The sequence below is a fragment of the Rothia sp. HMSC068F09 genome, from assembly GCF_001812775.1.
Classification (GTDB): domain Bacteria; phylum Actinomycetota; class Actinomycetes; order Actinomycetales; family Micrococcaceae; genus Rothia; species Rothia mucilaginosa_A.
Genome location: NZ_KV810416.1, coordinates 104,279 through 129,204, shown reverse-complemented (window position 1 = coordinate 129,204; position 24,926 = coordinate 104,279). Strand labels below are relative to the sequence as shown.

Genomic DNA, 24,926 nt, shown 5'->3' with positions numbered 1-24,926 from the left:
CCTCCAACCACACTCAACTCTGAAGAGCCGCTAAACCATGGCACAAATTCTGCACGGGTTACAGCCCCGTAGCGAAAATTCTCGGCGTAAAAAGTCTCGGCATGAAAACCCATACCGCGTAACAACTCGTAACACCCCCTTGCGGTATACCCCCCTAGGGTATATACTGGAGCCATGGAAACCACTAGCAACCAGTGCTGCCACAGCACATCCGACCAGGTCAGCACCGCATCCGACGCACCCGCCAAGGAACAGTCCGAGGCGCACACCGGCGCATGCTGCGGCGGCGAGGCGCCCGAAACCCAGCACGGTTACGCCTCCAACAAAGAGGCGCACCTCAAGCGCCTGCGCCGCATCGAAGGGCAGGTCCGCGGCATCGCCCGCATGGTCGATGAAGACAAGTACTGCATCGACATCCTCACCCAGGTTGCCGCGGTCTCCAAGGCACTCCACGCCGTCTCCCTGAACCTGCTCGAAGAGCACATCGGCCACTGCGTGACCGGCGCCGCCGTCGAATCCGAACGCACCGGCGACCCGACCATCGCAGAGGCCAAGGTCAAAGAGGCAACCGCCGCCATTTCCCGCCTCATGCGCAGCTAAACGCCCCGCACCTAAACACCGGGCGGACCCAAGTTTTCAACCCATTACCGAAAGGAAATCATTATGAGCACCACCACCGTTAAGGCAACCGGCCTGACCTGCAACCACTGCGCTATGAGCGTCAGCGAAGAGATCAGCGAAGTTCCCGGTGTCACCGGCGTGAACGTGGACGTCGTCAAGGACGGCGTCTCCACCGTGACCATCGAGCACGAGGGCACCCTCAACACCCAGGCTGTCGCAGACGCTATCGTGGAGGCTGGCTTCACCCCCGCCGTCTAATCGACCGCCACACAACAGCCCCGGGACAACTCAAACCGGTACGCTAGACATAGCAACCCACACCCAGGAGTCACCATGGCATACCCGGCTAACTACATCGCAATGGTCGTCGGCGCGGTTCGCACCCTCGTCGGCGTCGAAAACATGCACCTGCGCGACGCGATTGCCCGCGTCGCCCGGCAGATGAGCCTGGACCCCGCCCTGGTCGACTCCTGGGTCAAGCAGAGCCCCGAATATACGGCGCGTGAGGATGCGCCCGGCGCCTCACGACGCGGCGGCACCAGCGAAAATAAGCGTTCCGCCGAGCACGAGCTGGGTCTGAAGGCGCGTGAGAAGGCGAACGCTTCGCCGTTCCCGCGAGCTGCCGTGAAGCGTGCCTACGGTGTGTCTGATCGTGGCGCGAAGGTGACCGGTGTTCGCCCGCACACGACCCGCCCGGACGGGCTGCCCGGCGACCACTAAGCCGCCACAGCATTACTCCCGCCGCAGCTTTACTCCCGCCGCCGCGTTTACAGCCTCGCGCGCACTCAATGCCGCGTCCTGATAATGCACCAAGCACCGTCCGGGGCGGGGTCCTTCGGGGCCCTCCCCCGGCTTGGTGCGTGCCTTTTCTACCCTCCCGTTTTTATTTTTGAGGAAGTATTGTGTCTTCTACACAGCCTTCAACGGCACTCCAGAAGCCCTCATCACAGAGTGAGCGCTCTCTTTTTAATGCCGCCGGAACGACCGTAAAATCAACGGAGTCCACCCGAATCATCCACGTGGATATCCAGGGTATGACCTGTGCATCCTGCGTGGGTCGCGTGGAGCGTAAGCTCCGCAAAATCCCCGGCGTTGACCCGGCGGTGAACCTGCCGCTGGAGTCGGCGCGCGTCATCGTACCCGAGGGCGTGAGCGACGAGCAGATCGTTGAGACCATCAACAATGCCGGCTACAAGGCGCACCTCAAGAACGGGCCGCGCGCGGGTGCCGCCACTGATGCGAGCACATCCGACGGCGGCGGGCAGCACACCACCCCGAGCATGAAGGGCGGCTTCACTGACCGCATTATTTATGCGGCGATTTTGGGTGTGCCGATTTTCTTGATTTCGATGTTCCCGTCGTTCCAGTTCCCGAATTGGGGTTGGGTTGTGGCGGTTCTGACGGCGCCGGTTGCGTTTTGGTGTGCCGCGCCGTTCCACCGGGCGGCGCTTATTAATGCGCGTCATGGCTCGTCCACGATGGATACGCTGGTGTCTCTCGGCGTGGTGTTGGCGTATTTCTATTCGCTGGCGCAGCTACTCATGAACCCGGCGTTGACGGCGCATGTGCATCATGCGGGCGGTAGTTTCTGGTCGATGTTTACCGGCAACCATGCGCCGCTGTATTTTGATTCGGCGTCCATGGTGACGCTGTTCTTGCTGATTGGTCGCGCGATTGAGCACCGTACTCGCAATCGTTCTTCGGAGGCGCTGCGCACCCTGCTGAGCATGGGCGCGAAGGAGGCGACCCTGCTGCGCACCGACAAGCAGGGCGTGACCAAGCAGGTTCAGGTTCCGGTGGAGGACCTCATGCCGGACGACCTGTTCTTGGTGCGCCCGGGTGAGAAGATTGCCACGGACGGCGTGGTGGTTGAGGGTTCGTCGGCGGTGGATGCGTCCCTGCTGACGGGTGAGTCTGTGCCGGTTGAGGTGCATCCGGGCGATACGGTCACGGGTGCGACGGTGAATACGTCTGGTTCGTTGACGGTGCGTGCGACCCGTGTGGGCGCTGAGACGACTCTGGCGAAGATGGGTGAGCTGGTGGCGAGCGCGCAGGAGACGAAGGCTCCGATTGCTCGCCTGGCGGATCGTGTTTCTGCGGTGTTTGTGCCAGTGGTTTTGACGATTTCGGTGCTGACCCTGGTCGGTTGGTGGCTGATTTCTGGTGACGGTGCGGCGGCGTTTAATGCGGCGGTGACGGTACTGGTGGTGGCATGCCCGTGCGCCCTGGGTTTGGCTACTCCGACGGCGCTGCTGGCGGGTACGGGTCGCGGCTGGCAGTTGGGCATTTTGATTCGTAATGCGCAGGTGTTGGAGGCGACGAGCACGGTTGATCGCGTGGTGCTGGATAAGACCGGTACGGTGACGACTGGTGAGATGTCTGTGGCATTCTACGGCACCTTTGGTGACTATGAGTCGGCGGGTGACTTGTCCGGTATTTCGCCGGATTCTATCGGTTCCAAGAACGAGCGTTCTCTGTCTGTTCTGCGTGATGCCGCCGCCGTGGAGGCGCTGAGTGAGCACCCGATTGCCCGCGCGATTGCCGGTTTTGCCCGTGAGCAGGGCGTGCTGGCGGAGGGCGCTTCGGCACCGAGCGTGAGCGGCTTTGAGGGTGTTCCCGGCGGCGTACGCGGCGTGCTAAGCGGCGCGGGTGAAGATGCCGAGAATGGCGCCTCCCAGCTGGTTGTGGTGGGTACCCCCGAGTACCTGCAGGCGGCGGGTGCGCAGCTGAGCGAGGCTCAGTTGGCCCTGCTGGACCAGGCTCGCCGGGCGGGTCTGACGACGGTGGTTGTCGCCCGCGGTGAGGCTCCGAATAACGAGGCCGCAGAAAACGCTCCCGCCCCGCAGCCGGTCGGCATGATTTCGGTTGCCGACACCCCCAAGCCGGAGGCGGCAGAAACCATGGCGCAGCTGCGTGAGCTCGGCCTGGAGCCGATCCTGCTCACCGGTGACGCCCCGCAGGTTGCGCAGGCGGTCGCCTCGAAGGTCGGTATTTCGGCTGAGAACGTGTATGCCGGCGTGACCCCCGAGGGTAAGTCGCAGGTGGTGCGCCAGTTGCAGGAGGCCGGTCACCGCGTGGCGATGGTCGGCGACGGCGTGAATGACGCCCCGGCGCTGGCTCTTGCTGAGCTGGGCATTGCGATGGGTTCGGGCACGGACGTTGCCGCAGAGGCAGCCGATATTGTGCTGACCCGTTCGGACGTTGCTTCGGTGGTGACGGCACTGCGTCTCTCCCGCGCTACGCTGCGCACCATTAAGTCGAACCTGTTCTGGGCGTTCGCCTACAATTCGGCGGCTATTCCGGTCGCCGTGGCGGGCCTGCTGAACCCGATGATTGCGGCTGCGGCAATGGCGTTTAGTTCGGTGTTTGTGGTGCTGAATTCTATGCGTCTGACGGCGTTTAGGAAGTAACGAAATATAGCGCGAAATTGCCCGAACATTAGCTATACAAAAGCCTGAACGAAAATTTCAAAAGTACAGCTCACCGTGCTTTTTGCACGGTAAAAGATATAAAGAAATGCACCGCCCGTGTAAGGGCGGTGCATTTCTTTATATTTAGTTTTCACGGGCGGCGGCAAGAAAACCTCGCCGAGAACCCGGCAGAACCTTACGCCCAGGTGACCAGGTCCTCGATGGAGCGGCGGCTCTTCGGCGCGATCTCGCGGGCACGGTAACCGAAGGTCACAGCCACGGACACACCGAACTCCTCCGGGTCGAACAAGCCAGCAGAAGCCAGCAACTCGTTCACTGCATCGTAGTCCATACCCTCGATGGGGCAGGAGTCGATGCCGAGCATAGCGGCGCCGGTCATCATGTTGCCCAGGGCGATGTAGGTCTGCTTGGATGCCCAGTCGAAGAGCGCGCGGTCGTCTTCCAGAACCTTAATGCAGTTCTTCTGGAAGTCGCTGTAGCGTTCGAGTGCTGCCTGCATCTGCTCCTCGGTGAGGTTGCGACCTTCGAGGGTGCGGCGCATCCACGGGGTGTCGTAGCGCAGGCCCTTCTTCGCCAGCAGTACGACCAGGTGGCTTGCGGCATCAAGCTGACCGACCATGCCCCAGGCGATCGGCTTGAGCTTTTCGCGCAGTTCGGGGTCCTGGATGACCAGGAACTTCCACGGCTCGGTGCCGACGGAGCTGGGCGACAGGCGCGCAAATTCGAGGATTGCGGCGAAGTCTTCGTCGCTGATGCGGCGGGCGGGGTCGTAGGCGCGGGTTGCGCGGCGGCGGGCGAAAATTTCGAGGGCTTCTTCGCGGGTTACGGTCACGGTTTCATCCTTTGCATGAGGGTTTCAATACCCCGTCATGCTACACCCGCGGCGGGCGCTGGCGGTACGAAATGTGGCGAGTTACGCCCGCAGAAAATACGCGCGAGCACCGTTACCTACCCCCTACTCGGCGCCGGCCTTCATCCACACATCCGAGGCGGCACGGCGACCGAAAATGACCGCGCGGATTCCCTGGAAGTACAGAATATACGCCGCCCACAAGCCGCAATACCCGGCAAGCGCATCCATGGCACCGGCACCAACAGCCCAGTGCAGCCCGAGCATGACCGGCACGTACATGACCAGCATGATGAAGCAGCCGATTGCCAGGTATTTCACGTCCTGCGCGCCCATGAGGATGCCGTCCAGGGTGAACACGTACGCGGCGATGGGCTGGCCGAGCGCAATGATGACGGTGGCGATGGTGAAGAGGAACGCCACCTGCGCGTCCTGCGTGAACATCCAGGAGCCGAAGAAGCCGATGAGCGGGCAGATCAGGCCGGTGATCACGCCGTAGATGAGGCTCATGCGCAGCAGCCGGTTTTTCAGCTGACGCACCTTCACGCGTTCGGATTCTACGTTCAGGTCGCGTTCGCCGAGCTCCTTGCCGAGTAGCGCCTGCGCGGCGATGGCGAGGGAGTCCAGGGCGTAGAGGAAGAGGTTAAATACGCCCATGCCGAGCTGGTAGGCGGCGGTGTGTTCGGTGCCGAATCGCGCCACGACGAACACGGTCAGCAGGGAGGCGATACGCATGGACAGGGTGCGCAGCATGAGCCAGGAGCCGAGCGAGAGCACCGAACGCATGCCGGTCGCGTCGGGTGCCCAGCGGACGGCGTGTTCGCGGGTGCCGCGCATCATGACCACGCCGAGCGCGGCCGCCATACCCCACTGGGTGAGGGAGGTGCCGGTCGCCGAACCCGCAACACCCCAGCCGACCGGGTAGATGAGCAGCCAGTTCAGCGCAATGTTCACGACGGTGCCGACGGTGGCGACCTTGAGCGGGGTGACGGTGTCTTGGAGCCCTCGGAGCGTGCCGACCTGCGCGAGGATAATCATCATCGGCGGGATGCCCCAGAGCGAGTGGTGCAGGTAGTCCAGGGCGTAGCTGATGGTCTCGTCGGTCGCGCCGAGGCCGCGCAGCAGCGGGTCCGCGAAGGCGTATCCGGCGATCATGAGGAGCATGCCGAGACCGAAGGCGACCCACACGCCGTCTACGCCAATCTGCCAGGCGCGGCGCAGGTTCTTCTCACCGAAGGCACGCGCCACGGCGGGCGTGACCGAGTAGGCGAGAAAGTTCATGAGGCCCACAACCGTGGTGACGAGCGTGGCGGCAATGCTCATGCCCGCGAGTTCCGCCTTGCCGAGTTGGCCGATGAGGGCGGAGTCGGTGAGCACGAAGATGGGTTCGGCGATGAGCGCACCGAAGGCGGGTACGGCGAGCGCGAGGATGCGCCGGTTCAGCGAAGGCTCGGCGGTGTTGGTGCCGGCATTGGCGCTGGGGCTCGCGGCAGACGCGTTGTTCGGGTGCTTCTGTGTGCTCATCCTTCTAGGCTACTCCCCGCCGCCGCGGCGGGTGCCTGCGCGCGGGGCGGGGTGCACTCTACGAGATAAGTGTGCGAGATGCGCGGTTAGGCGCCTCGGCCGCGCAGTTCGTCGAGGGCGCGGCGTTCCTTCTTGGTGGGGCGGCCGCTGCCTCGTTCGCGTTTGGCAACCGGCGGCATGGAGAGGTAGGCGGGGCGCGGGCCGGAGAGGTCCTCGTAGCAGGTGACGGCGATGGGTGCGCCTACGCGTTTGACGAGGAGTTTTTCAACTTTGAAGACGCGTTCCCAGCCGGGGTAGCGCACGCGCACCACGTCGCCTTTTTTGAGTTTTTGGGAGGGTTTGGCGGGGGCGTCGTTGACGCGCACGTGGCCGCCTTTACATTCGTCGGCGGCGAGGGAGCGGGTTTTAAAGATGCGCACCGACCAGAGCCATAGGTCGAGCCTGGCGCTGGTTAGTGCGTTGGTGTCTTCTGCGGTCATGTGTTCATTGTGGCGCGAGGCGGGCGGGGCACCAAATCAGGTGCGCCCGCCTGCGCGTCCTGTCTCTCCACAGTTTTCGCAGTGATTCCACCGTATTTTTGCCGGGGTTTCGGCGGGGTTCCACCATGGCTTCGCCGAACCGCGCTGCAACCGGCTCAGAACCCGCCACGCGGCAGAAAATTTTCTATTGCACGCACCAGCCTATTGAGCACAAACCCGCATCCACTAGGGGTATTGTTAAGTCACCTTCTCAAGAAGTGTTCTCAAGGCCACCTAGTTCGCGTGGTCTACGGGGGGGGGTGTGGCCGCGACGCCACGGGCTCCCCGTAACAGATTGGATATACACCATGTCAGCTTTGAAAAAGCTTATGGCGGCTGCCCTCATCAGCACTGTGCTGTCTTCTTGCTCCTTCGGCCCTTCTCTGGAGAAGGACGAAAGCGCCCGCGCGATTTTCGACGCAGAAAATGATCGGGTGATCCTACCCCTGGACGCTTACAACACCGACGGCAAAGACGAATACTTTACCAAAGCCCTTGAGCTCGCCCGCAAAAAGTGCTTTGCCGAACACGGGCAACACTACAAGATGTTTGTCCGCACCGAGGGATCCGGCAGGAACCTGGGCAGGACCTACGGAATCTGGAACGTTGAGTACGCCCAAAAATACGGCCTCCACAAGAGCGAAGACTCGAATACGCTGGATCTGTCCTCCCCTGCGCCCTCATCCGACCCCGGGAAGGATGTCAGCACCGAATGTTATCAGCGCGCCAGCGAAGAGATGGCAAAAATCGGAGAGATACCATTCGGCTCCGCCACGTATAGGCGTTTGGAGACCGACGCTCGAAACGCCGCAGGCGATAGGCAGCTCAAAAAATCTCTCGACGACGAATGGAAGCGATGCGTCAAGGACAAGGGTCTCACCCCCGATAGTGAGATGACCGTCAAGGAAGAAAAGAATATTCGTCAGAGCACCACCCCCTCAGAAGAGGAAATTCGAATCGCTACTATCGAGGCGCAGTGCAATCAGGATGTAGGCCGTTCGCAGAAGCTCTACGACCTGGAGGCGCAGTACCAGAAGCCACTCGTCGCCAAGAACCAGGCTGCCCTGGAGAATGAGCTCAAAGAATTCAAACGCCGGGACGAGCAGTTCAAACAGTACGTTCTCGACAACCAGTAACAGCGAATAGCAGCCGGTAATAGTCGGTGTGCCGAAAGGGTGTGTGCCGTGTTCGGTGAACACGGCACACACCCTCTCCTGTTGTACCAGCTATGTTGTACTGGCTACGTTCGTACCGGTGGTCCAACCCGCGGCGGGGAGGTTTATGCCTCCACCTTTGCGGGGCGACGCTCTTTGAGAGCCCAGCCAATCACGCCGGTCAGTAGACCGAACGCAATCCAGGAGCCGAGGACCAGCCACTGGCCGCTCGTTGCGGCCTCCGGGAAGTACGCGATGGAACGGAGCAGTGTTGAGGAGGCACCCGGCACCATCATTTGACCGATCTGGCCCCAGGCACCGGGCAGGAACGCGCTCGGCATGGACGCACCCGAAATCGGGTTACCGATGAACATGGTCACCACGGCGCCCAGGCCCAGGCCGGCGGCGGGAACCAGCAGGGCACCCATACCAATCATGAAGGACGCGGTAGCCAGGTAGGTTGCGGCGAACGCAGCCCACAGGGCTGCGAAGTCACCGGGAATGAAACCGAACCAGGTGCTCAGAATCAGGGCGGTCAGCGCACCGGCGATGACGGCGTACAGGGTTGCGGTGGCGAAACGGCGCCAGGTGCCTTTGATCAGGGTCAGGGAGAGCACGCCGCCGATGGTTCCACCCATGACCAGGGGGAAGGCGGCAATAGCCAGGCCGGTACCGGAGGAGTCACTCTCGCTCAGGGGCACCACGGCGGTGGTCTTCACCGCCATCGCGGATGCCTGCTCGGCCTGCACCTTCATCTGCTCCAGCTGGGCGGCAGCCTGTGCGCCCTGCTCACCGCCGGCCTGCACCGCCTGGGTGAGGGCCTCGGTCTTAGCGGCGAGCGCCTTCTGCTGAATCTGCGCGTTCAGCTGGGTGGCTACGCCGTTGAGCATCTGGGTTGCTGCGGCGTTCGCGGCGGGGGCGGTCAGCACCTCGGGGGCGGCACCTTCGGTGAAGATGATTGCGCCGTAGGTTTCGCGCTGCTTGATCTGCTGCTCGGCCTCTTCGCGGGACGATGCCTGCTTCAGCTCGAAGGTTTCGATGCCCTTGTCCTTGAGGGACTGTTCGAACTGGCTGACGGTCACCGCGGGGCCCGCGATGGAGACGGGCAGGTTCTTTGCCTCCATGGTCTTGGTGGGCCAGGTGAAGGCGAGAATAACGACCGCGACAATCAGGGATGCCAGCAGGGAGGTACCGATGACCTTGATCCAGGAGGAGCGCTCGGCGGTTGCGGCGCTGGTGTCTGCGCCCTGGGCGGCTACGTTCTGGGATGCGCGCTCGGGGGCTGCGGCGGTCACCGATTCTGCGGTGACTGCAGTGGTGGTTTCGTTGTTCACGACAATCTCCAAACAAAATGCTTATTTCGTTTATGGATTAGAACTCTACTCCTGGTTTTGGCCACACACAAACAAAATAGCTATTTTGTTTGCAATGTCACAAAAAGAATCAGCATTGTGTTTATGCCTTCCGAGACCCAAACCCCCTAGACTGGAACCATGCCCCGACTAACAGACGCCACCAAAGCCGCCCGCCGAGCCCAAATCATCGAAGCTGCCATCGACTGCTTCCTCGAACACGGCTACACCAACACCTCCATGAGCGACATCATCAAAGCCTCCGGGCTGTCCTCCGGGTCCATCTACTCGCACTTCTCCGGCAAAGAAGACATCCTCATCAGCGCCATCAACGAGCGCCTCAACAACGTCAAGGAGCTCTACGCCGCCCTCCCCGAAGGCGCCGGACCCCAGGACATTCTCGAAACCATCTACACCAACCAGCTGGTCAACGAGAACTTCTCCGCCATGCTGCGCATCCGCCTTGAGTCCCTCCACGCACCCGAAATCGCCAGGGCAACCGCGAACGTCATGCCCCTATTGCAGGGCATCATCGTCAAGACCCTCACCCCCTGGGCGGCCGAACAGCTGAGCGTTCTGCACGAGATCGACCCCGATCCGGCACAGCGCACCCCCGAACAGGAGGCGCTCATCACCGACTACGCCCGCGATACCGCAGACGCCTTCATGATGGTCTTCCAGGGGTACATGCTCCGCTCCTTCTTCGGCACCCCCGAAGAGAAGGAGCACCTCCACCGCGTCGCTTTGGCGCTCCTTCCTGAGTAGTTGCCCCCCCGATAGGCCCCAAAAATCACCCTTGGACGGTTGTTTTTCAGCATTTAGACCGTACAGGGGCAATATAGGTCATTCACATCCTGCAGGCGTAGAATCGAGAAACCATGACTGAATCCTGCACCCCCGCAACCCCCGAGCCGCGCGCCACCAACCCCGCCGAGCTGAACAACCTGCGTGTCGCACACGCGGACGAGCTCTCTTCACGCACCCGCGCCACAAGCATCCCGGCAGACTCCTGCTCACTCTACGACGACGAGGCGCTCGGCGGCACCGCCGGACGCGCCACCGCATGGCTGGCACTCGAGCACGTGGGTCACTGGGGTCGCGACGTGCTGGACGGCTCCGCCCTCGGTGAGGAGCTTTCGGAGGCGTTGGGCGAGGCAGTCTCGCAGGCGGGGCTGAAGTTCCTGCTGATCCGCCAGGCGGGCAGGGCGGGGCGTGTACTGCACGGCGCGCCGGATGCATCCGGCAACCCGACCCACCGGGTGCTCTACGCGCTCTGCACCCCGGGTGAGGAGAAGCTCTACTCGTTCAGTGTGAGCACCCCCGAACAGCTCCTCGACCTACCCCTGGGCAACCCCCAGGAGTTGATTCAGGCGACCGGCGCAGAGCTCATAGATTCCCCCGCCATTCTCGTGTGCACCCACTCCAAGCGTGACCGCTGCTGTGCCCTGCGCGGTCGCCCCATTGCGGCGCACCTGGCGGATATCCTGCCGGGTAATGCGGTCTGGGAGTGCTCGCATACGGGCGGTCACCGCTTTGCCCCGGTCGGCATTATGCTGCCCACCGGCTACACCTACGGTCGCCTCTCGGAGCCTTCGGCGCTGGCGGCGTACCTGTCGCTGGCGGGCCGTGCCATTCCGTCGCTGCACGGCCTGCGAGGCCGCAGCACGGATACCCCGGTGGAGCAGGCGGCGGAGGTTGCCGTACGCCTCGAACTGGAGAAAAAGGGTGAAGAAGTAACCTCTGGAGGTTTGGTTTCACGTGAAACATCGGTGCAGGAGGCGCTGGATGCACTCAACGCGGCGAGCACCAACCCGGCGGCAGGCCCCTCCCCCGAGCTTTCTGCCGAGAACCCCGCCCTGGAAGCGGCGCGCGTAACGCTGCACGACGGACGCGCCTGGGTCGCCTTCTTTGAGCGGGTCACCCTCGAGCCGCGCCCCAACTCGTGCGGCAAGGGGCCCTCGGATGCGTTCAGCCGCGAGCTGCGCGGGCTGTTCCAGCTCTAGCACCCGCGCATGACTTAGACAGCACGAAGCCCCGGCGGGCACCTTCTCGGGTACCCGCCGGGGCTTCGCTGTATCCAGGATTCACTGCATCCAGGCTTCGCTATATCCAGGGTTCGTCGTAACCGGTATCTTGCCCTATCCGGCAAACAGCCTTACCCGGCGAACGGGTTCGGCGCGCCGATGTACTGCAGCTCGGTGTACTCCTCCAGGCCTTCGGGGCCGCCCTCGCGGCCCATGCCGGACTGCTTCACACCACCGAAGGGCGCCGCAGCGTTCGAGATGACGCCCGAGTTGTAACCGATCAGGCCGAACTCCAGGCCTGCCGCCATGCGCGTAAAGCGCGGGTGGTTGCTCGTGTACACGTACGCCGCCAGGCCGTACTCGGTGTCGTTGGCGAGCTTCAGGGCGGTGCGTTCGCCTTCCTCGCCGTAGCCGCCGAACGTGGCAATCGGGGCGACGGGGCCGAAGATTTCTTCACGCCACACGCGCATCGAATCGGTCACGCCGGTCAGCACGGTGGGGTTGATGAAGTTGCCCTTGTTGAGGTTCCTGGGCATGCCGCCGGTGTTGCCGTAAACCTCCGAGGGCAGTTCGGGAATGTCGCCGCCACAGGCGAGGAGCGCACCCTTTCCCAGGGCGTCTTCCACCATAAAAAGCATGGATTCAACCGCTGAAGGTTGAATTAGCGGCCCACATTCGGTTCCGTCGATGGCTCCGTCACCCACGACGGTCGCCTCCATGCGTTCCACGAAGGCGCGCGTGAACTCTTCGGCCACGTCCTCGTGCACGATGAATCGGTTGGCGGCGGTGCAAGCCTCGCCCATGTTCCTCATCTTCGCTGCGTAGGCGCCCTCAACGGCGGCGGGGATGTCCGCATCCTCAAAGACGATGAACGGGGCGTTGCCGCCCAGCTCCATGGAGGTGCGCAGAACGTTCCGCGAAGCCTGCGCGAGCAGGGTTCGGCCCACGGCGGTGGAGCCGGTGAACGAGACCTTCCGCAGGCGCTCATCAGCCATCAGCGCGGAGACAACCTCGCTGGTGCGGGAGGTGGTCACCACGTTCAGCACGCCGTCCGGTAGGCCCGCCTCGCGCATCAGGTACGCGAAGTACAGGGAGCTGAGCGGGGTCAGGGAGGCGGGCTTGAGCACCGCGGTACAGCCCGCCGCGAGCGCCGGGGCGACCTTGCGTGCCGCCATGGCGAGCGGGAAGTTCCAGGGGGTGATGAGCAGGCAGGGGCCCACGGGGCGGCGCACGGTGGTAATCTGCAGGCCAGATTCGGGGGCGACCGCGGTGCGGCCGAAGTTGCGGGCAGCTTCTTCGGCGTACCAGCGCAGGTAGTTTGCCGCGTAGGCGACTTCTCCGTGGGACTGGTCGAGGGGTTTGCCCATTTCGAGGGTCATGAGCCGGGCAATGACTTCGGTGCGCTGCGTCATGAGCGTGTAGGCGCGGTTGAGGATGTCGGCGCGTTCGCGGGCGCTGGTGGCCGCCCAGTGGGCGCGGGCCTCGCAGGCGGCGTCGAGCGCTTCGATGCCCTGTTCAACGCTGGCATCGGCGACGTGCGCGAGAAGCTGACCGCAGGAGGGGTTGTGCACAGGGAAGGAGCCGTTGTCGCCGGTGACCCAGCTGCCGCCGAGGAGCAGGTCGGTGGGCACGTTGAAGAAGGGGTAGGAGGGCCGTTCGTAGGGGTCGATGGGTTCGCACTGCGGCATGTTGAAGCTATGCATGTGCGGTTCGGTGCGGCCTCGCAGCTCGGCGGACTTTGCGGTGGGCCTTTCGGAAGTGGGGCTCTCCGGTGCCGTGTTTGCGGCGGGGTTTTCGGGCGAGGGGGTCATGGCGTGCCTTTCGGGTTGGGGCGGCCGGTACGGTCGACTCTGACGCTTTTAATTCTAGTCCCGCGCTTCTCCCCTACCCCGCGGCCCGCTACACGTCCCATAACGCGCGCGGGGTGCCCTCGCGCGCCACCGCTGCCCCTCTCCCGCCCAATCATCCCGCCGCCCAACCCGCCCGAGCACGCCGAAGGGGGCCGCATCCGCCACGGATGCAGCCCCCTTCGGGGTGGATTCCCGCTCGGTGCGCGAGCAGCTGGGGATTATGGGGGGCCTAGCCCGGAAGGGATGCTCGGTGTGCATCCGCGAAGCCCTGCGCCTCGCTCTCCGCGGTGGTGAGCCGCGAGTGGCGTGGCGCTCGGCGGTGGTTTAAGCCCACCTGCGCTCTCAAACCCAGGACTGGCGTGCTTCGATGCGGGTCAGCTCCAGAGGACCACCATCGTTCGTACCGTGGAAGCGGCCGAAGTGCACGTACGGGCCGCGGTAGGCGCTGTGGTTAATCGGGCTGGAGTACTGGCCGTTAATCGTGTAGTAGAAGCTGTTCTTGTTCACCACGATCTTGCAGTTCAGCGCCTGGCCGGTGGTGACCTTCTGACGCAGCTTCATGGTGTGTAGCACGCGCGGGGTGGACTGGCCGGGGGCGAAACAGAGAATCTGCGCGACCGAGCCGCCCTGGTACGAGGGGCGCACCGCGAGCAGGTAGGTACCGTCATCCTGCTTGGCGGCGAACTTCTTGCCGATGCCGAAGGCGCCATCGTGCTGGCGGCCGAAGGCAACGTAGCCGTAGTGGCTCTGCTGCTTGGGCAGTTCACCGGTCCACTTCATGGAGAAGTCCAGGGTGTACTTATCGCGGGTGGTGAAGTTAGACAGGGGGCCGAGCAGCACGGACTCGTCGTAACGCTGGCGGTGCACGATGGCCTTGCCGTTCAGTTCGGGCATGTCGGCCGCGGTGGAGGGGTCGGCCGGCAGGATTCCGTGCTGGCGACGGCCGGTGTTAATCTTCACGCTGGAGTCGAAGGGGTCGCCGATCACCCAGTAGGGGTCGGGGCACATGAAGCCCTTCACACCGAGCGCCTTGTAGTTTTCGTAGACGGAGCGGCGGTGGACCTCCCACACGATGACAGCCTTGCCAAGGCCCGTGAGGGTGCGCACGGCGTCCTCGCTCATGGAGCCGTAGCCCGCGCCGGTGGGCTTCTCGTAGAAGGGCACGCCGAGGGCGTCCACGTTCTTGTGGCGGGCCATGGCGGAAATCTTGTCGATGGGGTCGCCGCCGTCGAAGTAGCACCAGGTGCCGCAGCCCGCGGCGTTCACGAGCTTGAGGTAGCGAGAAGTGGGGTTGAAGCCGCCGCTGCCGTCGCGGTACATCTTGATGACGGTGCGACGCTGCAGGCCGCGGTCGGTGATGAACTTGAGCAGGCCCTGCTGTGCCGGGCCGTCCTTCGCCTCGATGAAGAGCACAACCTTCTTGCCGCCGATGGAGGCGTATTCGCCGCCTTCGGGCACGTTGTTGATGGCTTCGATGGCCTCTTCGAGAGTGGGGATGTCGTACAGGCCGATGTTATCGCCCAGGTTTTCACGCATGTCGACCCGGTGGCGGCGCAGCTCATCGAGGTTGGTGTCGCGGACGACCAGGTTGGCGCCGGTGGTGCGCTTGATGCTGGCGTCGTGCATGCAGACAAATTTGCCGTCGCGGGTGGTGCGCACGGAAATTTCGACGGCCAGGGCGCCGCGGCGTACGGACTCGGCGTAGGCGTAGGCGGTGTGCTCGGGGCTGATGTTGCCCGCGCCGCGGTGTGCGATGAAGAATTCATCGGTCTTGTACAGCAGCTGGTGCGCGGGGGATCCGCTGCGCACAGCGGCAAGCTGTGCGGTCGTGTTGGCGGCTGCGTGGGCCTCACCGGTCTGCAGCGCGAGGGCTGCGGGCACGAGTGCGGAGGCACCGAGGAAGCCGCGGCGGCTCATCTTCTTGGTGGTGTTCGAGAGTACGGTCACCGTAGTGGTCCTTTTTTCTGTAGTGAGTTGAGCGTTATGTGTGTGGTTGGGTTCAAAGTTTCCGTTTATAGCTGAGATGCCGGAATCTCTCAACTCAAACTGTAACTCTAAGTAGAATAACGATTTTTTATCGTTTCTTCACGGGTATTTAGGGATTCTGGGGTACCATGCACACCTCCTTTTTACTCTCGGTGCAAGGGTGGTCGGGTGTTTCACCTTTTCCGCCGCTTTTCGGGTTTAACGCCCCGGGGGCGTTAAAAAATTTCTCGAATAACGAAAAAGGCCGCGTCCTAGACTCGTGCGAGCCTGCAGAACGCGACCTTTCGTGCGGTCACTGCGCGGGATCTTTACCCAACGTAGGGGCCTCGATTACTTCTTGGTAGCCTGGGCTACGCGGTCACCGGCGTTGACGGGGCGGCGTGCCTCGGAGTCCTTCGAGATGTTGAACTTGGCGGTGTTGGTAATCATCACCATGGTTTCCTTGGAGGGGATACGGCCCTCGATGGCTGCCCAGTCCACCTCGATGATGGGGGCGCCTGCCTCCACCTTGTCGCCCACGCTTGCGATCTTGGTGAAGCCCTCGCCGCCGAGCTCAACGGTGTCGATGCCGATGTGCACGAGCACCTCACCGCCGTTGTCGGTGCGGAGCATGAAGGCGTGCAGGGTGTCCTGAATCAGGGCGATGGTGCCCGCGACGGGGGCAACGATGGTACCTGCGGTGGGGTTCACGGCGTAGCCGTCACCCATGACGCCCTGGGAGAAGACCGGGTCGGAAACTTCGCTCAGCGGCAGGTACTCGCCGGTGACGGGTGCGACGTAGACGTCTGCGGATGCGGCTTCCTGTGCGGCGGCTTCCTTCTTCTTCTTGCCGAAACCAAACATGTATGCTCCTTCTCTAGCGCTAGGGGTAGCGTATTTTTCGTAGCGCAGGCTCGTCCGCGACGGATGCGGCGTCATTGCCTGATGGATTCCGCACCGGGGCTCCCGGGGAGGCCAGTTGAGGGAAGCCGCTCTAGACACTCCGGTGCATATGAACTCAGAATACCGCACCCGGGGCCGCTACATATGAACCACAATCGGTTTCAGCGAATTTCTGCAAATATTCCGCGAATCTGGCATTTTAGCCTCGCTTCAATGCGCGGGTAGCGCGCGAGTACACTTAGGGAAGAACCGGCGCCGCGAACAGGTGCGCGCCGAGAGAGTAAGAAGGCTACACGATGACTGAAACGGCAACCGAGACCGTTCTTGAAGTATTTATCCCCGGCCCGGGCGAGAACCCGGAGGACCCGCAGGACATGGAGCGCTCCATCTTCCTGGGGGCAGCTCAGGAAGCCCTGGATTCGGGCGTTGAGATTGAGGTGTACTCCACCGATTCGTACCCCTCTGCATTTGAGGAGTGCGCCCCGGTGGCCGAGCAGATTGAGATGAACGGCCGCGAGGTGCTACCGCTCATGCTCGTCAACGGCGAGGTGAAGGTGTCCTTCACCTACCCGACCGCAGAGCAGATCAAGCGCTTCTCCCGCGCGCACATGGTGTCGCAGCCGAAGGCGAACGCGGCCGCCGCGGCGTGCGGCCCGACCGGTTCCTCCATGGTTCCGAACCTCAGCCCCCTGGCCGAGCCCGCCGGTTTTGCGGCAACCCTGGCCGGCAAGACCACCCAGCCGGTGGGCGGCCCGGATATCGGCAACCGCGTGAACCTCATGGGCGGCGACACCGGCGACGGTATTCCCGCCTCCGGCTCGGTGGCCGTCAAGTCCGGCGGCTGCGGATGCGGTGGTTGCGGCTGCGGCGGCCACTAGTCGACCGCGGCGGTGGTCAACCCCGCCCAGCTGAGACCCGGCGCGAGCGTCGGCCCCGGCCGGCCCTCACCCGAGATTTAAAAGAGCGGTGCCCGCCCCCTCGTGAAGAGGAGGCGGGCACCGCTCTTTGCTCTGCGGCTGCGCTAGGCGCGCGGTACCTTACTTGTTGAGGGAGGTACCGACGGAGCCGAGCTGCTGGCAAGCCTCGACCACGCGTGCGGCCATACCTGCCTCAGCAGCGGCACCCCAGACGCGGGGGTCGTAGGTCTTCTTGTTGCCGACCTCGCCGTCAACCTTCAGCACACCGTCGTAGTTGCTGAACATGTGGCCAGCAACGGGGCGGGTGAAGGCGTACTGGGTGTCGGTGTCGATGTTCATCTTGATAACACCGTAGGACACTGCGTCTGCAATCTCCTGCTCGGTGGAGCCGGAGCCACCGTGGAACACCAGGTAGAAGGGCTTGTCGCCCTTACCGTACTTAGCGCCGACCTCGGTCTGGATTTCCTTGAGCAGCTCGGGGCGCAGGTGTACGTTACCGGGCTTGTACACGCCGTGAACGTTACCGAAGGTCAGGGCTGCCATGTAGGTGCCCTTCTCGCCCAGGCCGATGGCCTCAACGGTCTTGACGGCGTCTGCAACGGTGGTGTACAGGGAGTCGTCGATAGCGCCTTCAACGCCGTCTTCCTCGCCACCAACGGCACCGATCTCAACCTCGAGCACGATCTTTGCCTTGGAGGTACGCTCGATCAGCTCGGATGCGATCTTCAGGTTCTCGTCCAGGTCAATTGCGGAACCGTCCCACATGTGGGAGTTGAAGATGGGGTCTTCACCGCGGGCGACAGCCTTCTCGGACTCTGCCAGCAGGGGCAGAACGAAGCCCTCCAGCTTGTCCTTGGGGCAGTGGTCGGTGTGCAGTGCAATGTTCACGTCGTACTGCTTAGCAACTTCGCGTGCGTAGGCTGCGAAGGCCAGGGAGCCAACGACCATGTCCTTCTTGGAAGCGCCGGACCAGTATGCTGCACCACCGGTGGATGCCTGGATGATACCGTCCGAGCCGGCCTCTGCGAAGCCGCGGATTGCGGCGTTCAGGGTCTGCGAGGAGGTCACGTTCACTGCGGGGTATGCGAAGCCCTGTTCCTTCGCACGCTGCAGCATTTCTGCGTAGACTTCGGGGGTTGCAATAGCCATATGCTGACTCCTTGGATAGATGCGACCGGACACCTAGTGGACCGGTTCACCATTTTGTTGGCGCGCGGGGCGCCTCCTACTCGCACTATTTTACCAAGGCGTAACTAAGAAGCTCTATCTTTTTGTGGGGTTTTTTGGGGTTTGCTCGGCCGGAGATTCCGCGGAATTGCGCGGTAAAGTAGAGGTATTAATGACCTAATGCCTCGAGTGGGGTTCGGCCCGCGGTTCAATCACCAACCCGGCCCGCTACGGGGATAACGCACGCGATATTGCGGCACCGAAAGGGGACTCTCATGGGCGCATCAAAGGCAAAAAATAGCGCGAAGCGGCGCGAGCTTAACCGCGAAAAGCGGGCTCGCCAGGCGCAGCGTCGCGCCGAACGCGAGCATCCGAACGCCGCCGCTATTGCCCCGGTGCGCGCCCGCCTGGATGCGGTGCTGGAGCGCAAGAACCGCCACGTGATGGGTCACGGCGATGTTGCCAAGTCCCTGGCGCTCATCGAGCGGATGCGCGCCGAGGGTGCGGAGGACCCGCAGATTGACGAGGCGCTGGCGAAGGCGAAGCTCCCCTCGGTCGTGCAGGTGGGTCGCCGTTCGTTCCTGCACTGGCCGAGCTGGTGGTGGTTGAACCGTCGCGAGCGCGCGTTGCGCGCGAAGATTGCGCGCCTTATGGAGGAGGGGTAGCGGGGAGGCTCCTCGAGGCCCCTCCGTCACGCTGCCGTCGTTTCCCGCCCTGCGCCTTCTTTTCGGGTCACGTTCTTTTTCACGCTGCGCCGCGCGGTGGCGCAACCGATACCTCTCGGGCTACCGTGTTACACCCGTGTAATTTGCATATATAAAACATATTTAATTTATCTCACATAACAATTAAAACAACACATTCCAACATACCCAAAAACAAACCCTAAATATACATTTCATGAATAAAAATCTAAACGTGACCGGGGTTATATTTCATGTATTCACTGTGCTATGGTCTTAATAATTCATCGACGTGTTCCCAACCACATCCTTCACTCACCTCACGCGAACACGCCCCGCACAATACCCCAGGAGGCCAAGCATGAGCACCCCAACACCCCAAACTCCGGGTAAGCCCGCATCCGATCCGCACATCAAGCCCCCCACAGACGACCCGTTCGCACACGAGCAGGAAGGCTTCCACAAGGGGCTTGGCGCACGCCAGCTCCAGATGATCGCCATCGGTTCCGCTATCGGTACCGGCCTATTCCTGGGCACCGGTAGCCGTCTGCAGGACGCAGGCCCCATGCTCGCCGTCATCTACGCCGTCATCGGCTTCTTCGGCTACCTGATTCTTCGAGCCCTCGGCGAGCTCATCCTCCATCGCCCCTCCTCGGGATCCTTCGTCTCATACACCCGCGAATTCTACGGCGAAAAGGCCGCATTCGTCTCCGGATGGCTGTACTGGCTGAACTGGGCAATGACCGCCGTTGCAGATGCCACCGCCATCGCCATCTACATCAGCTGGTTCGGTCGATACAACCAGTTCTTCGCAGACATTCCCCAGTGGCTGAGCGCATTCATCGTCGTTGTCATCACCGTTGCTTTGAACCTCATCTCCGTGAAGCTCTTCGGTGAGCTGGAATTCTGGTTCGCACTCATTAAGATTCTTGCCCTGCTGTCCTTCATGGCGGTGGGTATCTGGTACCTGGTCTTCGGTGAACCCATCAACGGCGTCCGCCCCGGCCTGGAACTCATCGCAACCCACGACGGCTTCTTCCCCAACGGTATTCTTCCCGCTCTTATCGTGGTTCAGGGCGTTGTGTTCGCCTACGCCGGTATTGAGCTGGTCGGCACCACCAGTGGTGAAACCAAGAACGTTGAGAAGGTTATCCCCCGCGCTATCAACACCGTGATCTGGCGTATCGCGATCTTCTACGTTGGTTCCGTGGTTCTGCTCTGCCTGCTTATGCCCTACACGGCATATAAGGATGCCGAGTCGCCCTTCGTGACCTTCTTTGATGCCATCGGCATTGAGGGTACCGCACCGATTATGCAGTTGGTCGTTATTACCGCGGCGGCTTCCTCGCTGAACGCTGGCCTGTACTCCACCGGCCGTATCCTCCACTCGATGGGTGTTGCAGGTTCGGCACCGAAGTTCACCACCAAGGTGTCCCGCTCCGGCGTTCCGGTAGCAGGTATTCTGCTGACCGGCGTGATCGGCCTCTTCGGTGTTGTGCTGAACTTCTTCGTTCCCGAGCAGGCGTTCGAGGTCGTGCTGAACATCGCCTCGGTGGGCACCATGGCGAGCTGGGCGGCTATCGCAATGTCGCACCAGAAGTACCTGAAGCTGGTCGGCGAGGGTAAGTACAAGCGCCCCAACTACCGCGCACCCGGCGGTCGTTTCAGCGACTGGGCCGTGATGGTGTTCCTCGCGATTGTGATTGTGCTGATGGCACTGGATTACCCGGTGGGCACCTACACCCTGGCGTCGCTGCTGGTGGTTATCCCGCTGCTGATTATCGGCTGGTACACGGTTCGTGACCGCGTCAACGAGATTGCTCGCGTGCGTGAGGGCTATACGGGTGCTGTGCCCGTGATTGCGGCTCGCCCCGTGGTGCAGAAGCTCGTCTCGGAGCCGCGCACCCACATCGCGCTCGACGAATTTGCCGACGATGAAGACCACGGCACCGCACATAAGGGCCACCACGACAAGCCCTAACCCACCCGCCCGCGTGCACGGTGCTTAGCTCACCGTGCACGCGCCAAAAACACAAAATACATTTTTTAAGAGTGTGTTCTGGAGTATTTTTGGCATAATTATTGCTAATATCCGCGCTAAACGCACTCACTGCCAACGCATTGTTTGCAGCATAATTATTCAAAGGAGAAAATCATGACTGAACGTCCTAGCGCACACGCGGTGGAATTTGTTGACGTCGCCTCGATGGCAAAGTGGATTCAGAAGGACGGCGTAGGCAACATCATTGCCGGCATGGTCGACTTCCTCGAAGAAGATTTCAAGAAGTGGCAGAGCTTCGACAAGATTCCGCGCGTCGCCTCCCACACCCCCTTCGGTGTGATTGAGCTGATGCCCACCTCCGACAACATCACCTACTCCTTCAAGTACGTGAACGGCCACCCGTCGAACCCGGCACGCGGCTTCCAGACCGTGACCGCGTTCGGTCTGCTCGCTGACGTGGACAACGGCTACCCCGTGTTCCTGGCTGAGATGACCCTGCTGACCGCGCTGCGTACCGCCGGCGTGTCCGCCATGGTTGCTAAGCACCTGGCACGCAAGGATTCGAAGAAGATGGCGATGATCGGTACCGGCTCGCAGTCTGAGTTCCAGGCGCTGGGTATGCGCGCGGTGCTCGGCATTGAGGACCTGTCCGTCTACGACGTTGACCCGCATGCGATGGAGAAGTTCCGCCGCAACCTGGAGCCGCTGGGCTTCCGCATCCACCTGGCTAAGGACGTGGACGAGGCTGTTGAGGGTGCAGACATTATTACCACCTGCACCGCCGATAAGCAGCAGGCGAAGGTTCTGCTGGACCGCCAGGTGAAGCCCGGTGTGCACCTGAACGCTATTGGTGGCGACTGCCCCGGCAAGACTGAGCTGGAAAGCGAAATTCTGGACCGCTCCACCGTGTTTGTTGAGTTCCCGCCGCAGACCCGCATTGAGGGCGAGATTCAGCAGAAGGACCCGGACTTCCCGGTGGTGGAGTTCTGGAAGGTTCTGACCGGTGAGGAGCCGGGCCGCGTGTCGGATGAGCAGATTACCCTGTTTGATTCGGTGGGCTTCGCGATTGCTGACTTCTCGGGTCTGCGTTATGCCCGTGCGGCTACGCAGGACACCGACCTGCAGCAGTTCATTGACCTGGTTGCTAGCCCGGATGATCCGAAGGATCTGTACTCGCTGGTGAACGTTAACGTTCCGGTGGGCTAAAGGGCTAAAGCAGCCTGACGCTGAGTGGCCGTGAGCCGGCGAGCCGGTAAGGTGCGCCGGCGTAGGCTGCGAGGTTGAGAGTGAATAAAGTGAGGGCCGGGGAGTGGTGACACTCCCCGGCTCCTTCTTGTGGAATTTGCTTATGCGCGGATTTTCTTGTGCACAACCTGCAGGTGCTTCGCTCGTTCTGCCCCTCATGCGCTGATACCTACTGGCGGATGCGGCTACTGGCGGGTGGCGATAATTTCACGCGCCTTCGCCACACGCTTTTCTTTCTCCTCTTTCAGCTGGTTGAGCTTCGCCTGGTTCTTTTCGATGAGAGGCCCCTGATAGGACGCCTCAATATCACCCAAACGCTGGGCCATACCCACCTTCTGGTTACATTCCGCTTCAATCGTTGCGAGGCGAATTTCTTCCGGCTTAGCTTCTTCGTTGCCTTGGGAGGAGGTCATAAGATGCGCGCCTTCTTCCGACATCCAGTCGCTCTCTCCTTCCCTGGGGGTTAGCCCGCGTTCACGCAGGCAGGTCCACCATTCTGAGCGAATATTTTTCCACTCATCGGTTTGGGAGGCGTAGGTGTATGCCTGTGAGTTGAGCTCTCCTACGAACCGGTATTCTTTTTCGTCAAGTTCGACGTCGGAGAATGCGGCTTTCACCTCTTCTTGGCACCGGGTGTTGATGTCGTCCGGTGCTGAATCGTCTGAGCCTCGGGATTCCTTCTGGGAGTACCCGTACTTTTTGGCGTACTCGACGTTCCAGCTGCCGTATAGGCCGCCCGGTTGCGGGGTGTCTACTGAGGGCACGGCGTAGGACTGCCCGTGGTGCGCATAGCATTCGGACATGAGCGTATGCCACGCCGTGCTCACCGTACGGAGTGTGAGTTCATCGAAGGCGTACTCGTCCAGTGGAAGGTGTACGTAGTTCTTTGAATAATCGAGAACAGCTTTTCGTGAGGTGTCCCGCTCGGCGTTACTGGAACAGGAGCTTAAAGCTAAAGCAATGCAGGCGAGTAGGGCAGCAGATTTCTTCATTGTTACCGACTCCTTTCAGGGGAATGACGCCGCGGTCATTCATACCCGCAACCCGCAACCAATAGCGAGCCAAAGTCAGGAAATCCATCGTACGCTCCGACAAAAATTGAGAGTGCGATTCTCATATCTCCTGTGATTTGCGTTAACACTAACACGCCTAGGTAATTCCATGCGTGGTTTAAGCCGTCCAAAGCCCAACAGAAAAGGTTCCGACGCGCACACAACGCATCGGAACCTTTAAACACCTCATAAACAGCCGCCAAACTACGACGGAATCTGGCCAAACACATGGCGGCGAACCCACGCATGCATCGCAATACCCGCAGCCGTCGCCGCATTCATCGAACGCGTCGACCCAAACTGCTCAATCGACAGAGTATCCCTAGCCGCCGCGTGCAACTCCTCCGACAAACCCGGACCCTCCTGACCAAAAACCAGCACGCACTTCTTCGGCAGGTCATACGTCTCCAGGGGCACCGAATCCGGAAAAATATCAATACCAATAATCTCCAGGCCCTCAGCCTGCGCCCACGCCACAAAATCCTCAATCGTCGGATGATGACGCACATGCTGATAACGATCCGTCACCATCGCCCCACGACGATTCCAGCGGCGACGCCCAATAATATGGACCTCCTTCGCCAACATCGCATTCGCAGTACGCACCACCGTGCCAATATTCAAATCATGCTGCCAATTCTCAATCGCCACATGAAAATCATGGCGGCGCGTATCCAGGTCAGCAATAATCGCGTCCATCGACCAGTAACGGTACTTATCCACCACGTTACGGCGGTCGCCCTCACGCAGCAGCTCCTCATCCCAATGGTCACCCTCGGGCCACGGGCCCTCCCACGGGCCCACACCCACCTCAAAACGGGCAGTACCCTGCTCGGTACCCTCAATAGCCTCAGCTGCAGCCGCCTCAGCAGGCACAGCCTCAGTCGCCTCACGATTCTCAACCATCACAACCACCTTCAGGCCAACAACCAGCGCCACTCCGGCGCTCACAGAGCCATCTTACAGACAAAAACCCGCACCACCAGCCACACACAGCAGCCAGCGGCACGGGTTCACCCGCCACAGCGGGAATGCCTTAAAAAATCACGAGGTCCTCAGAACTCAGTCCAATAGAGACTAGTCCAGGCCCAGCTCGTCCTTCGAGTACGCGTACAAGCACGGAACGCCCGCAACCTCTTCCACATGCTCCTTAGCGCCGGTCGCACGGTCAACAATCACAGCAACCGCCACAACCTCAGCGCCAGCCTTACGCAGCGCCTCAACAGCAGTCAGCGCGGAACCACCGGTCGTGGAAGTGTCCTCAACAGCAACCACGCGGCGACCCTCAACGCTCGGGCCCTCCACCTGACGGCCCATGCCGTAAGACTTCTGAGCCTTACGCACCACAAACGCGTCAATCGCACGGTCCTGATCGCCAGCAGCACGCATAATCGCGGTACCCACCGGGTCAGCACCCATGGTCAGACCGCCAGCGGCCTCAAACTCGATGCCGTTCTTATCCAGCAGGTCCAGCATGACCTGACCAACCAGGCGAGAAGCCTCGTGGTGCAGGGTGATGCGGCGCAGGTCAACGTAGTAGTCGGCTTCCTTGCCGGAGGCGAGGACCACGTGCCCGCGCACCACAGCCAGCTCCATAATCAGCTGGCGCAGGCGTTCACGGGCTTCTTCAATGGGGAGGTTTTCAGAAAGCTTAGTCATAGTTCCAGT

The 24,926-nt window shown here is 61.8% G+C and carries 22 protein-coding genes; 11 read left to right on the top strand and 11 right to left on the bottom strand.

Annotated elements, in window-relative coordinates:
- The first annotated feature begins 174 nt into the window (after positions 1–174).
- From HMPREF2874_RS09575 to HMPREF2874_RS01870, 4 genes are all read left to right on the top strand, one after another.
- Positions 175–600, top strand: a complete 426-nt coding sequence (locus tag HMPREF2874_RS09575; RefSeq protein WP_070648748.1) for a metal-sensitive transcriptional regulator — start codon at positions 175–177, stop codon at positions 598–600.
- A 63-nt stretch (positions 601–663) separates the two neighbouring features.
- On the top strand, positions 664–879 hold the full coding sequence (locus tag HMPREF2874_RS01880; protein ID WP_005507682.1) for a heavy-metal-associated domain-containing protein: 216 nt from the start codon (positions 664–666) through the stop codon (positions 877–879).
- 75 nt (positions 880–954) lie between these two features.
- Positions 955–1,341: a chorismate mutase gene (locus HMPREF2874_RS01875; RefSeq protein ID WP_070648747.1), complete on the top strand. Its 387-nt coding sequence runs from the start codon at positions 955–957 to the stop codon at positions 1,339–1,341.
- 299 nt (positions 1,342–1,640) lie between these two features.
- The gene (locus HMPREF2874_RS01870; RefSeq protein ID WP_256388355.1) at positions 1,641–4,031 is read left to right on the top strand and encodes a heavy metal translocating P-type ATPase; all 2,391 of its coding nucleotides are present in this window, start codon (positions 1,641–1,643) and stop codon (positions 4,029–4,031) included.
- 196 nt (positions 4,032–4,227) lie between these two features.
- On the opposite strand, the gene HMPREF2874_RS01865 is transcribed toward HMPREF2874_RS01870, so the two are convergent.
- From HMPREF2874_RS01865 to HMPREF2874_RS01855, 3 genes are all read right to left on the bottom strand, one after another.
- Positions 4,228–4,884, bottom strand: a complete 657-nt coding sequence (locus HMPREF2874_RS01865) for an NAD(P)H-dependent oxidoreductase (RefSeq protein WP_070648745.1) — start codon at positions 4,882–4,884, stop codon at positions 4,228–4,230.
- Positions 4,885–5,007: 123 nt separating this feature from the next.
- Entirely contained in the window at positions 5,008–6,426 is a 1,419-nt protein-coding gene (locus tag HMPREF2874_RS01860; RefSeq protein ID WP_083309810.1) for an MATE family efflux transporter, read from the bottom strand.
- Between the two features lie 86 nt (positions 6,427–6,512).
- Positions 6,513–6,905, bottom strand: a complete 393-nt coding sequence (locus HMPREF2874_RS01855) for an RNA-binding S4 domain-containing protein (RefSeq protein ID WP_005507918.1) — start codon at positions 6,903–6,905, stop codon at positions 6,513–6,515.
- A gap of 347 nt (positions 6,906–7,252) precedes the next feature.
- On the opposite strand from HMPREF2874_RS01855, the gene HMPREF2874_RS01850 reads away from it, so the two are divergent.
- Positions 7,253–8,080 (top strand): UDP pyrophosphate synthase, encoded by an 828-nt coding sequence (locus HMPREF2874_RS01850; protein ID WP_070648744.1) that lies wholly within the window; start codon positions 7,253–7,255, stop codon positions 8,078–8,080.
- Between the two features lie 143 nt (positions 8,081–8,223).
- Here the strand turns inward: HMPREF2874_RS01850 and HMPREF2874_RS01845 are convergent, their stop codons facing one another.
- Positions 8,224–9,432 carry an AAA family ATPase gene (locus HMPREF2874_RS01845; protein WP_246823744.1) on the bottom strand — a complete coding sequence of 403 codons (1,209 nt, stop codon included), beginning with the start codon at positions 9,430–9,432 and terminating at the stop codon, positions 8,224–8,226.
- A gap of 159 nt (positions 9,433–9,591) precedes the next feature.
- Here HMPREF2874_RS01845 and HMPREF2874_RS01840 point away from each other — a divergent pair, with 159 nt between their 5' ends.
- Entirely contained in the window at positions 9,592–10,215 is a 624-nt protein-coding gene (locus HMPREF2874_RS01840) for a TetR/AcrR family transcriptional regulator (protein ID WP_070648742.1), read from the top strand.
- Between the two features lie 113 nt (positions 10,216–10,328).
- Positions 10,329–11,453: a sucrase ferredoxin gene (locus tag HMPREF2874_RS01835; RefSeq protein WP_070648741.1), complete on the top strand. Its 1,125-nt coding sequence runs from the start codon at positions 10,329–10,331 to the stop codon at positions 11,451–11,453.
- Positions 11,454–11,605: 152 nt separating this feature from the next.
- Here HMPREF2874_RS01835 and HMPREF2874_RS01830 read toward each other — a convergent pair whose 3' ends face one another.
- The 3 genes from HMPREF2874_RS01830 to HMPREF2874_RS01820 form a co-directional block, all read right to left on the bottom strand.
- Positions 11,606–13,285: an NAD-dependent succinate-semialdehyde dehydrogenase gene (locus HMPREF2874_RS01830; protein WP_070648740.1), complete on the bottom strand. Its 1,680-nt coding sequence runs from the start codon at positions 13,283–13,285 to the stop codon at positions 11,606–11,608.
- Between the two features lie 381 nt (positions 13,286–13,666).
- Positions 13,667–15,271, bottom strand: coding sequence for a glycerophosphodiester phosphodiesterase (locus HMPREF2874_RS01825; RefSeq protein WP_239665956.1), 1,605 nt, complete (start codon positions 15,269–15,271; stop codon positions 13,667–13,669).
- 369 nt (positions 15,272–15,640) lie between these two features.
- The gene (locus HMPREF2874_RS01820; protein WP_070648739.1) at positions 15,641–16,153 is read right to left on the bottom strand and encodes a PTS sugar transporter subunit IIA; all 513 of its coding nucleotides are present in this window, start codon (positions 16,151–16,153) and stop codon (positions 15,641–15,643) included.
- 335 nt (positions 16,154–16,488) lie between these two features.
- Between HMPREF2874_RS01820 and HMPREF2874_RS01815 the strand changes: the two genes are divergently transcribed.
- Entirely contained in the window at positions 16,489–17,070 is a 582-nt protein-coding gene (locus HMPREF2874_RS01815; RefSeq protein ID WP_070648738.1) for an arsenic metallochaperone ArsD family protein, read from the top strand.
- A 159-nt stretch (positions 17,071–17,229) separates the two neighbouring features.
- Here the strand turns inward: HMPREF2874_RS01815 and fbaA are convergent, their stop codons facing one another.
- Positions 17,230–18,258: a class II fructose-bisphosphate aldolase gene (gene fbaA, locus HMPREF2874_RS01810; RefSeq protein WP_070648737.1), complete on the bottom strand. Its 1,029-nt coding sequence runs from the start codon at positions 18,256–18,258 to the stop codon at positions 17,230–17,232.
- Between the two features lie 293 nt (positions 18,259–18,551).
- On the opposite strand from fbaA, the gene HMPREF2874_RS01805 reads away from it, so the two are divergent.
- The 3 genes from HMPREF2874_RS01805 to HMPREF2874_RS01795 all read left to right on the top strand — a co-directional run bounded on the left by HMPREF2874_RS01805 (position 18,552) and on the right by HMPREF2874_RS01795 (position 22,167).
- Positions 18,552–18,941, top strand: coding sequence for a cobalamin ABC transporter ATPase (locus HMPREF2874_RS01805; protein WP_070648736.1), 390 nt, complete (start codon positions 18,552–18,554; stop codon positions 18,939–18,941).
- A 379-nt stretch (positions 18,942–19,320) separates the two neighbouring features.
- Positions 19,321–20,940, top strand: coding sequence for an amino acid permease (locus tag HMPREF2874_RS01800; protein WP_070648735.1), 1,620 nt, complete (start codon positions 19,321–19,323; stop codon positions 20,938–20,940).
- Between the two features lie 174 nt (positions 20,941–21,114).
- Positions 21,115–22,167, top strand: a complete 1,053-nt coding sequence (locus HMPREF2874_RS01795; RefSeq protein ID WP_005504242.1) for an ornithine cyclodeaminase — start codon at positions 21,115–21,117, stop codon at positions 22,165–22,167.
- Between the two features lie 224 nt (positions 22,168–22,391).
- Here HMPREF2874_RS01795 and HMPREF2874_RS01790 read toward each other — a convergent pair whose 3' ends face one another.
- The 3 genes from HMPREF2874_RS01790 to pyrE all read right to left on the bottom strand — a co-directional run bounded on the left by HMPREF2874_RS01790 (position 22,392) and on the right by pyrE (position 24,917).
- Positions 22,392–23,198: a hypothetical protein gene (locus HMPREF2874_RS01790; protein ID WP_070648734.1), complete on the bottom strand. Its 807-nt coding sequence runs from the start codon at positions 23,196–23,198 to the stop codon at positions 22,392–22,394.
- 264 nt (positions 23,199–23,462) lie between these two features.
- Complete coding sequence (locus HMPREF2874_RS01785; RefSeq protein ID WP_070648751.1) at positions 23,463–24,164, bottom strand: TrmH family RNA methyltransferase; 702 nt, start codon at positions 24,162–24,164, stop codon at positions 23,463–23,465.
- A 171-nt stretch (positions 24,165–24,335) separates the two neighbouring features.
- The gene (pyrE, locus tag HMPREF2874_RS01780; protein ID WP_005504234.1) at positions 24,336–24,917 is read right to left on the bottom strand and encodes an orotate phosphoribosyltransferase; all 582 of its coding nucleotides are present in this window, start codon (positions 24,915–24,917) and stop codon (positions 24,336–24,338) included.
- Positions 24,918–24,926: the final 9 nt, after the last annotated feature.

Excerpts from the sequence above, each read along its gene's own strand:
- HMPREF2874_RS09575 (WP_070648748.1), top strand. The coding sequence starts at position 175 with ATGGAAACCACTAGCAACCAGTGCTGCCACAGCACATCCGACCAGGTC.
- HMPREF2874_RS01880 (WP_005507682.1), top strand. The coding sequence starts at position 664 with ATGAGCACCACCACCGTTAAGGCAACCGGCCTGACCTGCAACCACTGC.
- HMPREF2874_RS01875 (WP_070648747.1), top strand. The coding sequence starts at position 955 with ATGGCATACCCGGCTAACTACATCGCAATGGTCGTCGGCGCGGTTCGC.
- HMPREF2874_RS01860 (WP_083309810.1), bottom strand. The coding sequence starts at position 6,426 with ATGAGCACACAGAAGCACCCGAACAACGCGTCTGCCGCGAGCCCCAGC.
- HMPREF2874_RS01855 (WP_005507918.1), bottom strand. The coding sequence starts at position 6,905 with ATGACCGCAGAAGACACCAACGCACTAACCAGCGCCAGGCTCGACCTA.
- HMPREF2874_RS01850 (WP_070648744.1), top strand. The coding sequence starts at position 7,253 with ATGTCAGCTTTGAAAAAGCTTATGGCGGCTGCCCTCATCAGCACTGTG.
- HMPREF2874_RS01840 (WP_070648742.1), top strand. The coding sequence starts at position 9,592 with ATGCCCCGACTAACAGACGCCACCAAAGCCGCCCGCCGAGCCCAAATC.
- HMPREF2874_RS01835 (WP_070648741.1), top strand. The coding sequence starts at position 10,329 with ATGACTGAATCCTGCACCCCCGCAACCCCCGAGCCGCGCGCCACCAAC.
- HMPREF2874_RS01830 (WP_070648740.1), bottom strand. The coding sequence starts at position 13,285 with ATGACCCCCTCGCCCGAAAACCCCGCCGCAAACACGGCACCGGAGAGC.
- HMPREF2874_RS01820 (WP_070648739.1), bottom strand. The coding sequence starts at position 16,153 with ATGTTTGGTTTCGGCAAGAAGAAGAAGGAAGCCGCCGCACAGGAAGCC.
- HMPREF2874_RS01815 (WP_070648738.1), top strand. The coding sequence starts at position 16,489 with ATGACTGAAACGGCAACCGAGACCGTTCTTGAAGTATTTATCCCCGGC.
- fbaA (WP_070648737.1), bottom strand. The coding sequence starts at position 18,258 with ATGGCTATTGCAACCCCCGAAGTCTACGCAGAAATGCTGCAGCGTGCG.
- HMPREF2874_RS01805 (WP_070648736.1), top strand. The coding sequence starts at position 18,552 with ATGGGCGCATCAAAGGCAAAAAATAGCGCGAAGCGGCGCGAGCTTAAC.
- HMPREF2874_RS01800 (WP_070648735.1), top strand. The coding sequence starts at position 19,321 with ATGAGCACCCCAACACCCCAAACTCCGGGTAAGCCCGCATCCGATCCG.
- HMPREF2874_RS01795 (WP_005504242.1), top strand. The coding sequence starts at position 21,115 with ATGACTGAACGTCCTAGCGCACACGCGGTGGAATTTGTTGACGTCGCC.
- HMPREF2874_RS01790 (WP_070648734.1), bottom strand. The coding sequence starts at position 23,198 with ATGAAGAAATCTGCTGCCCTACTCGCCTGCATTGCTTTAGCTTTAAGC.
- HMPREF2874_RS01785 (WP_070648751.1), bottom strand. The coding sequence starts at position 24,164 with ATGGTTGAGAATCGTGAGGCGACTGAGGCTGTGCCTGCTGAGGCGGCT.
- pyrE (WP_005504234.1), bottom strand. The coding sequence starts at position 24,917 with ATGACTAAGCTTTCTGAAAACCTCCCCATTGAAGAAGCCCGTGAACGC.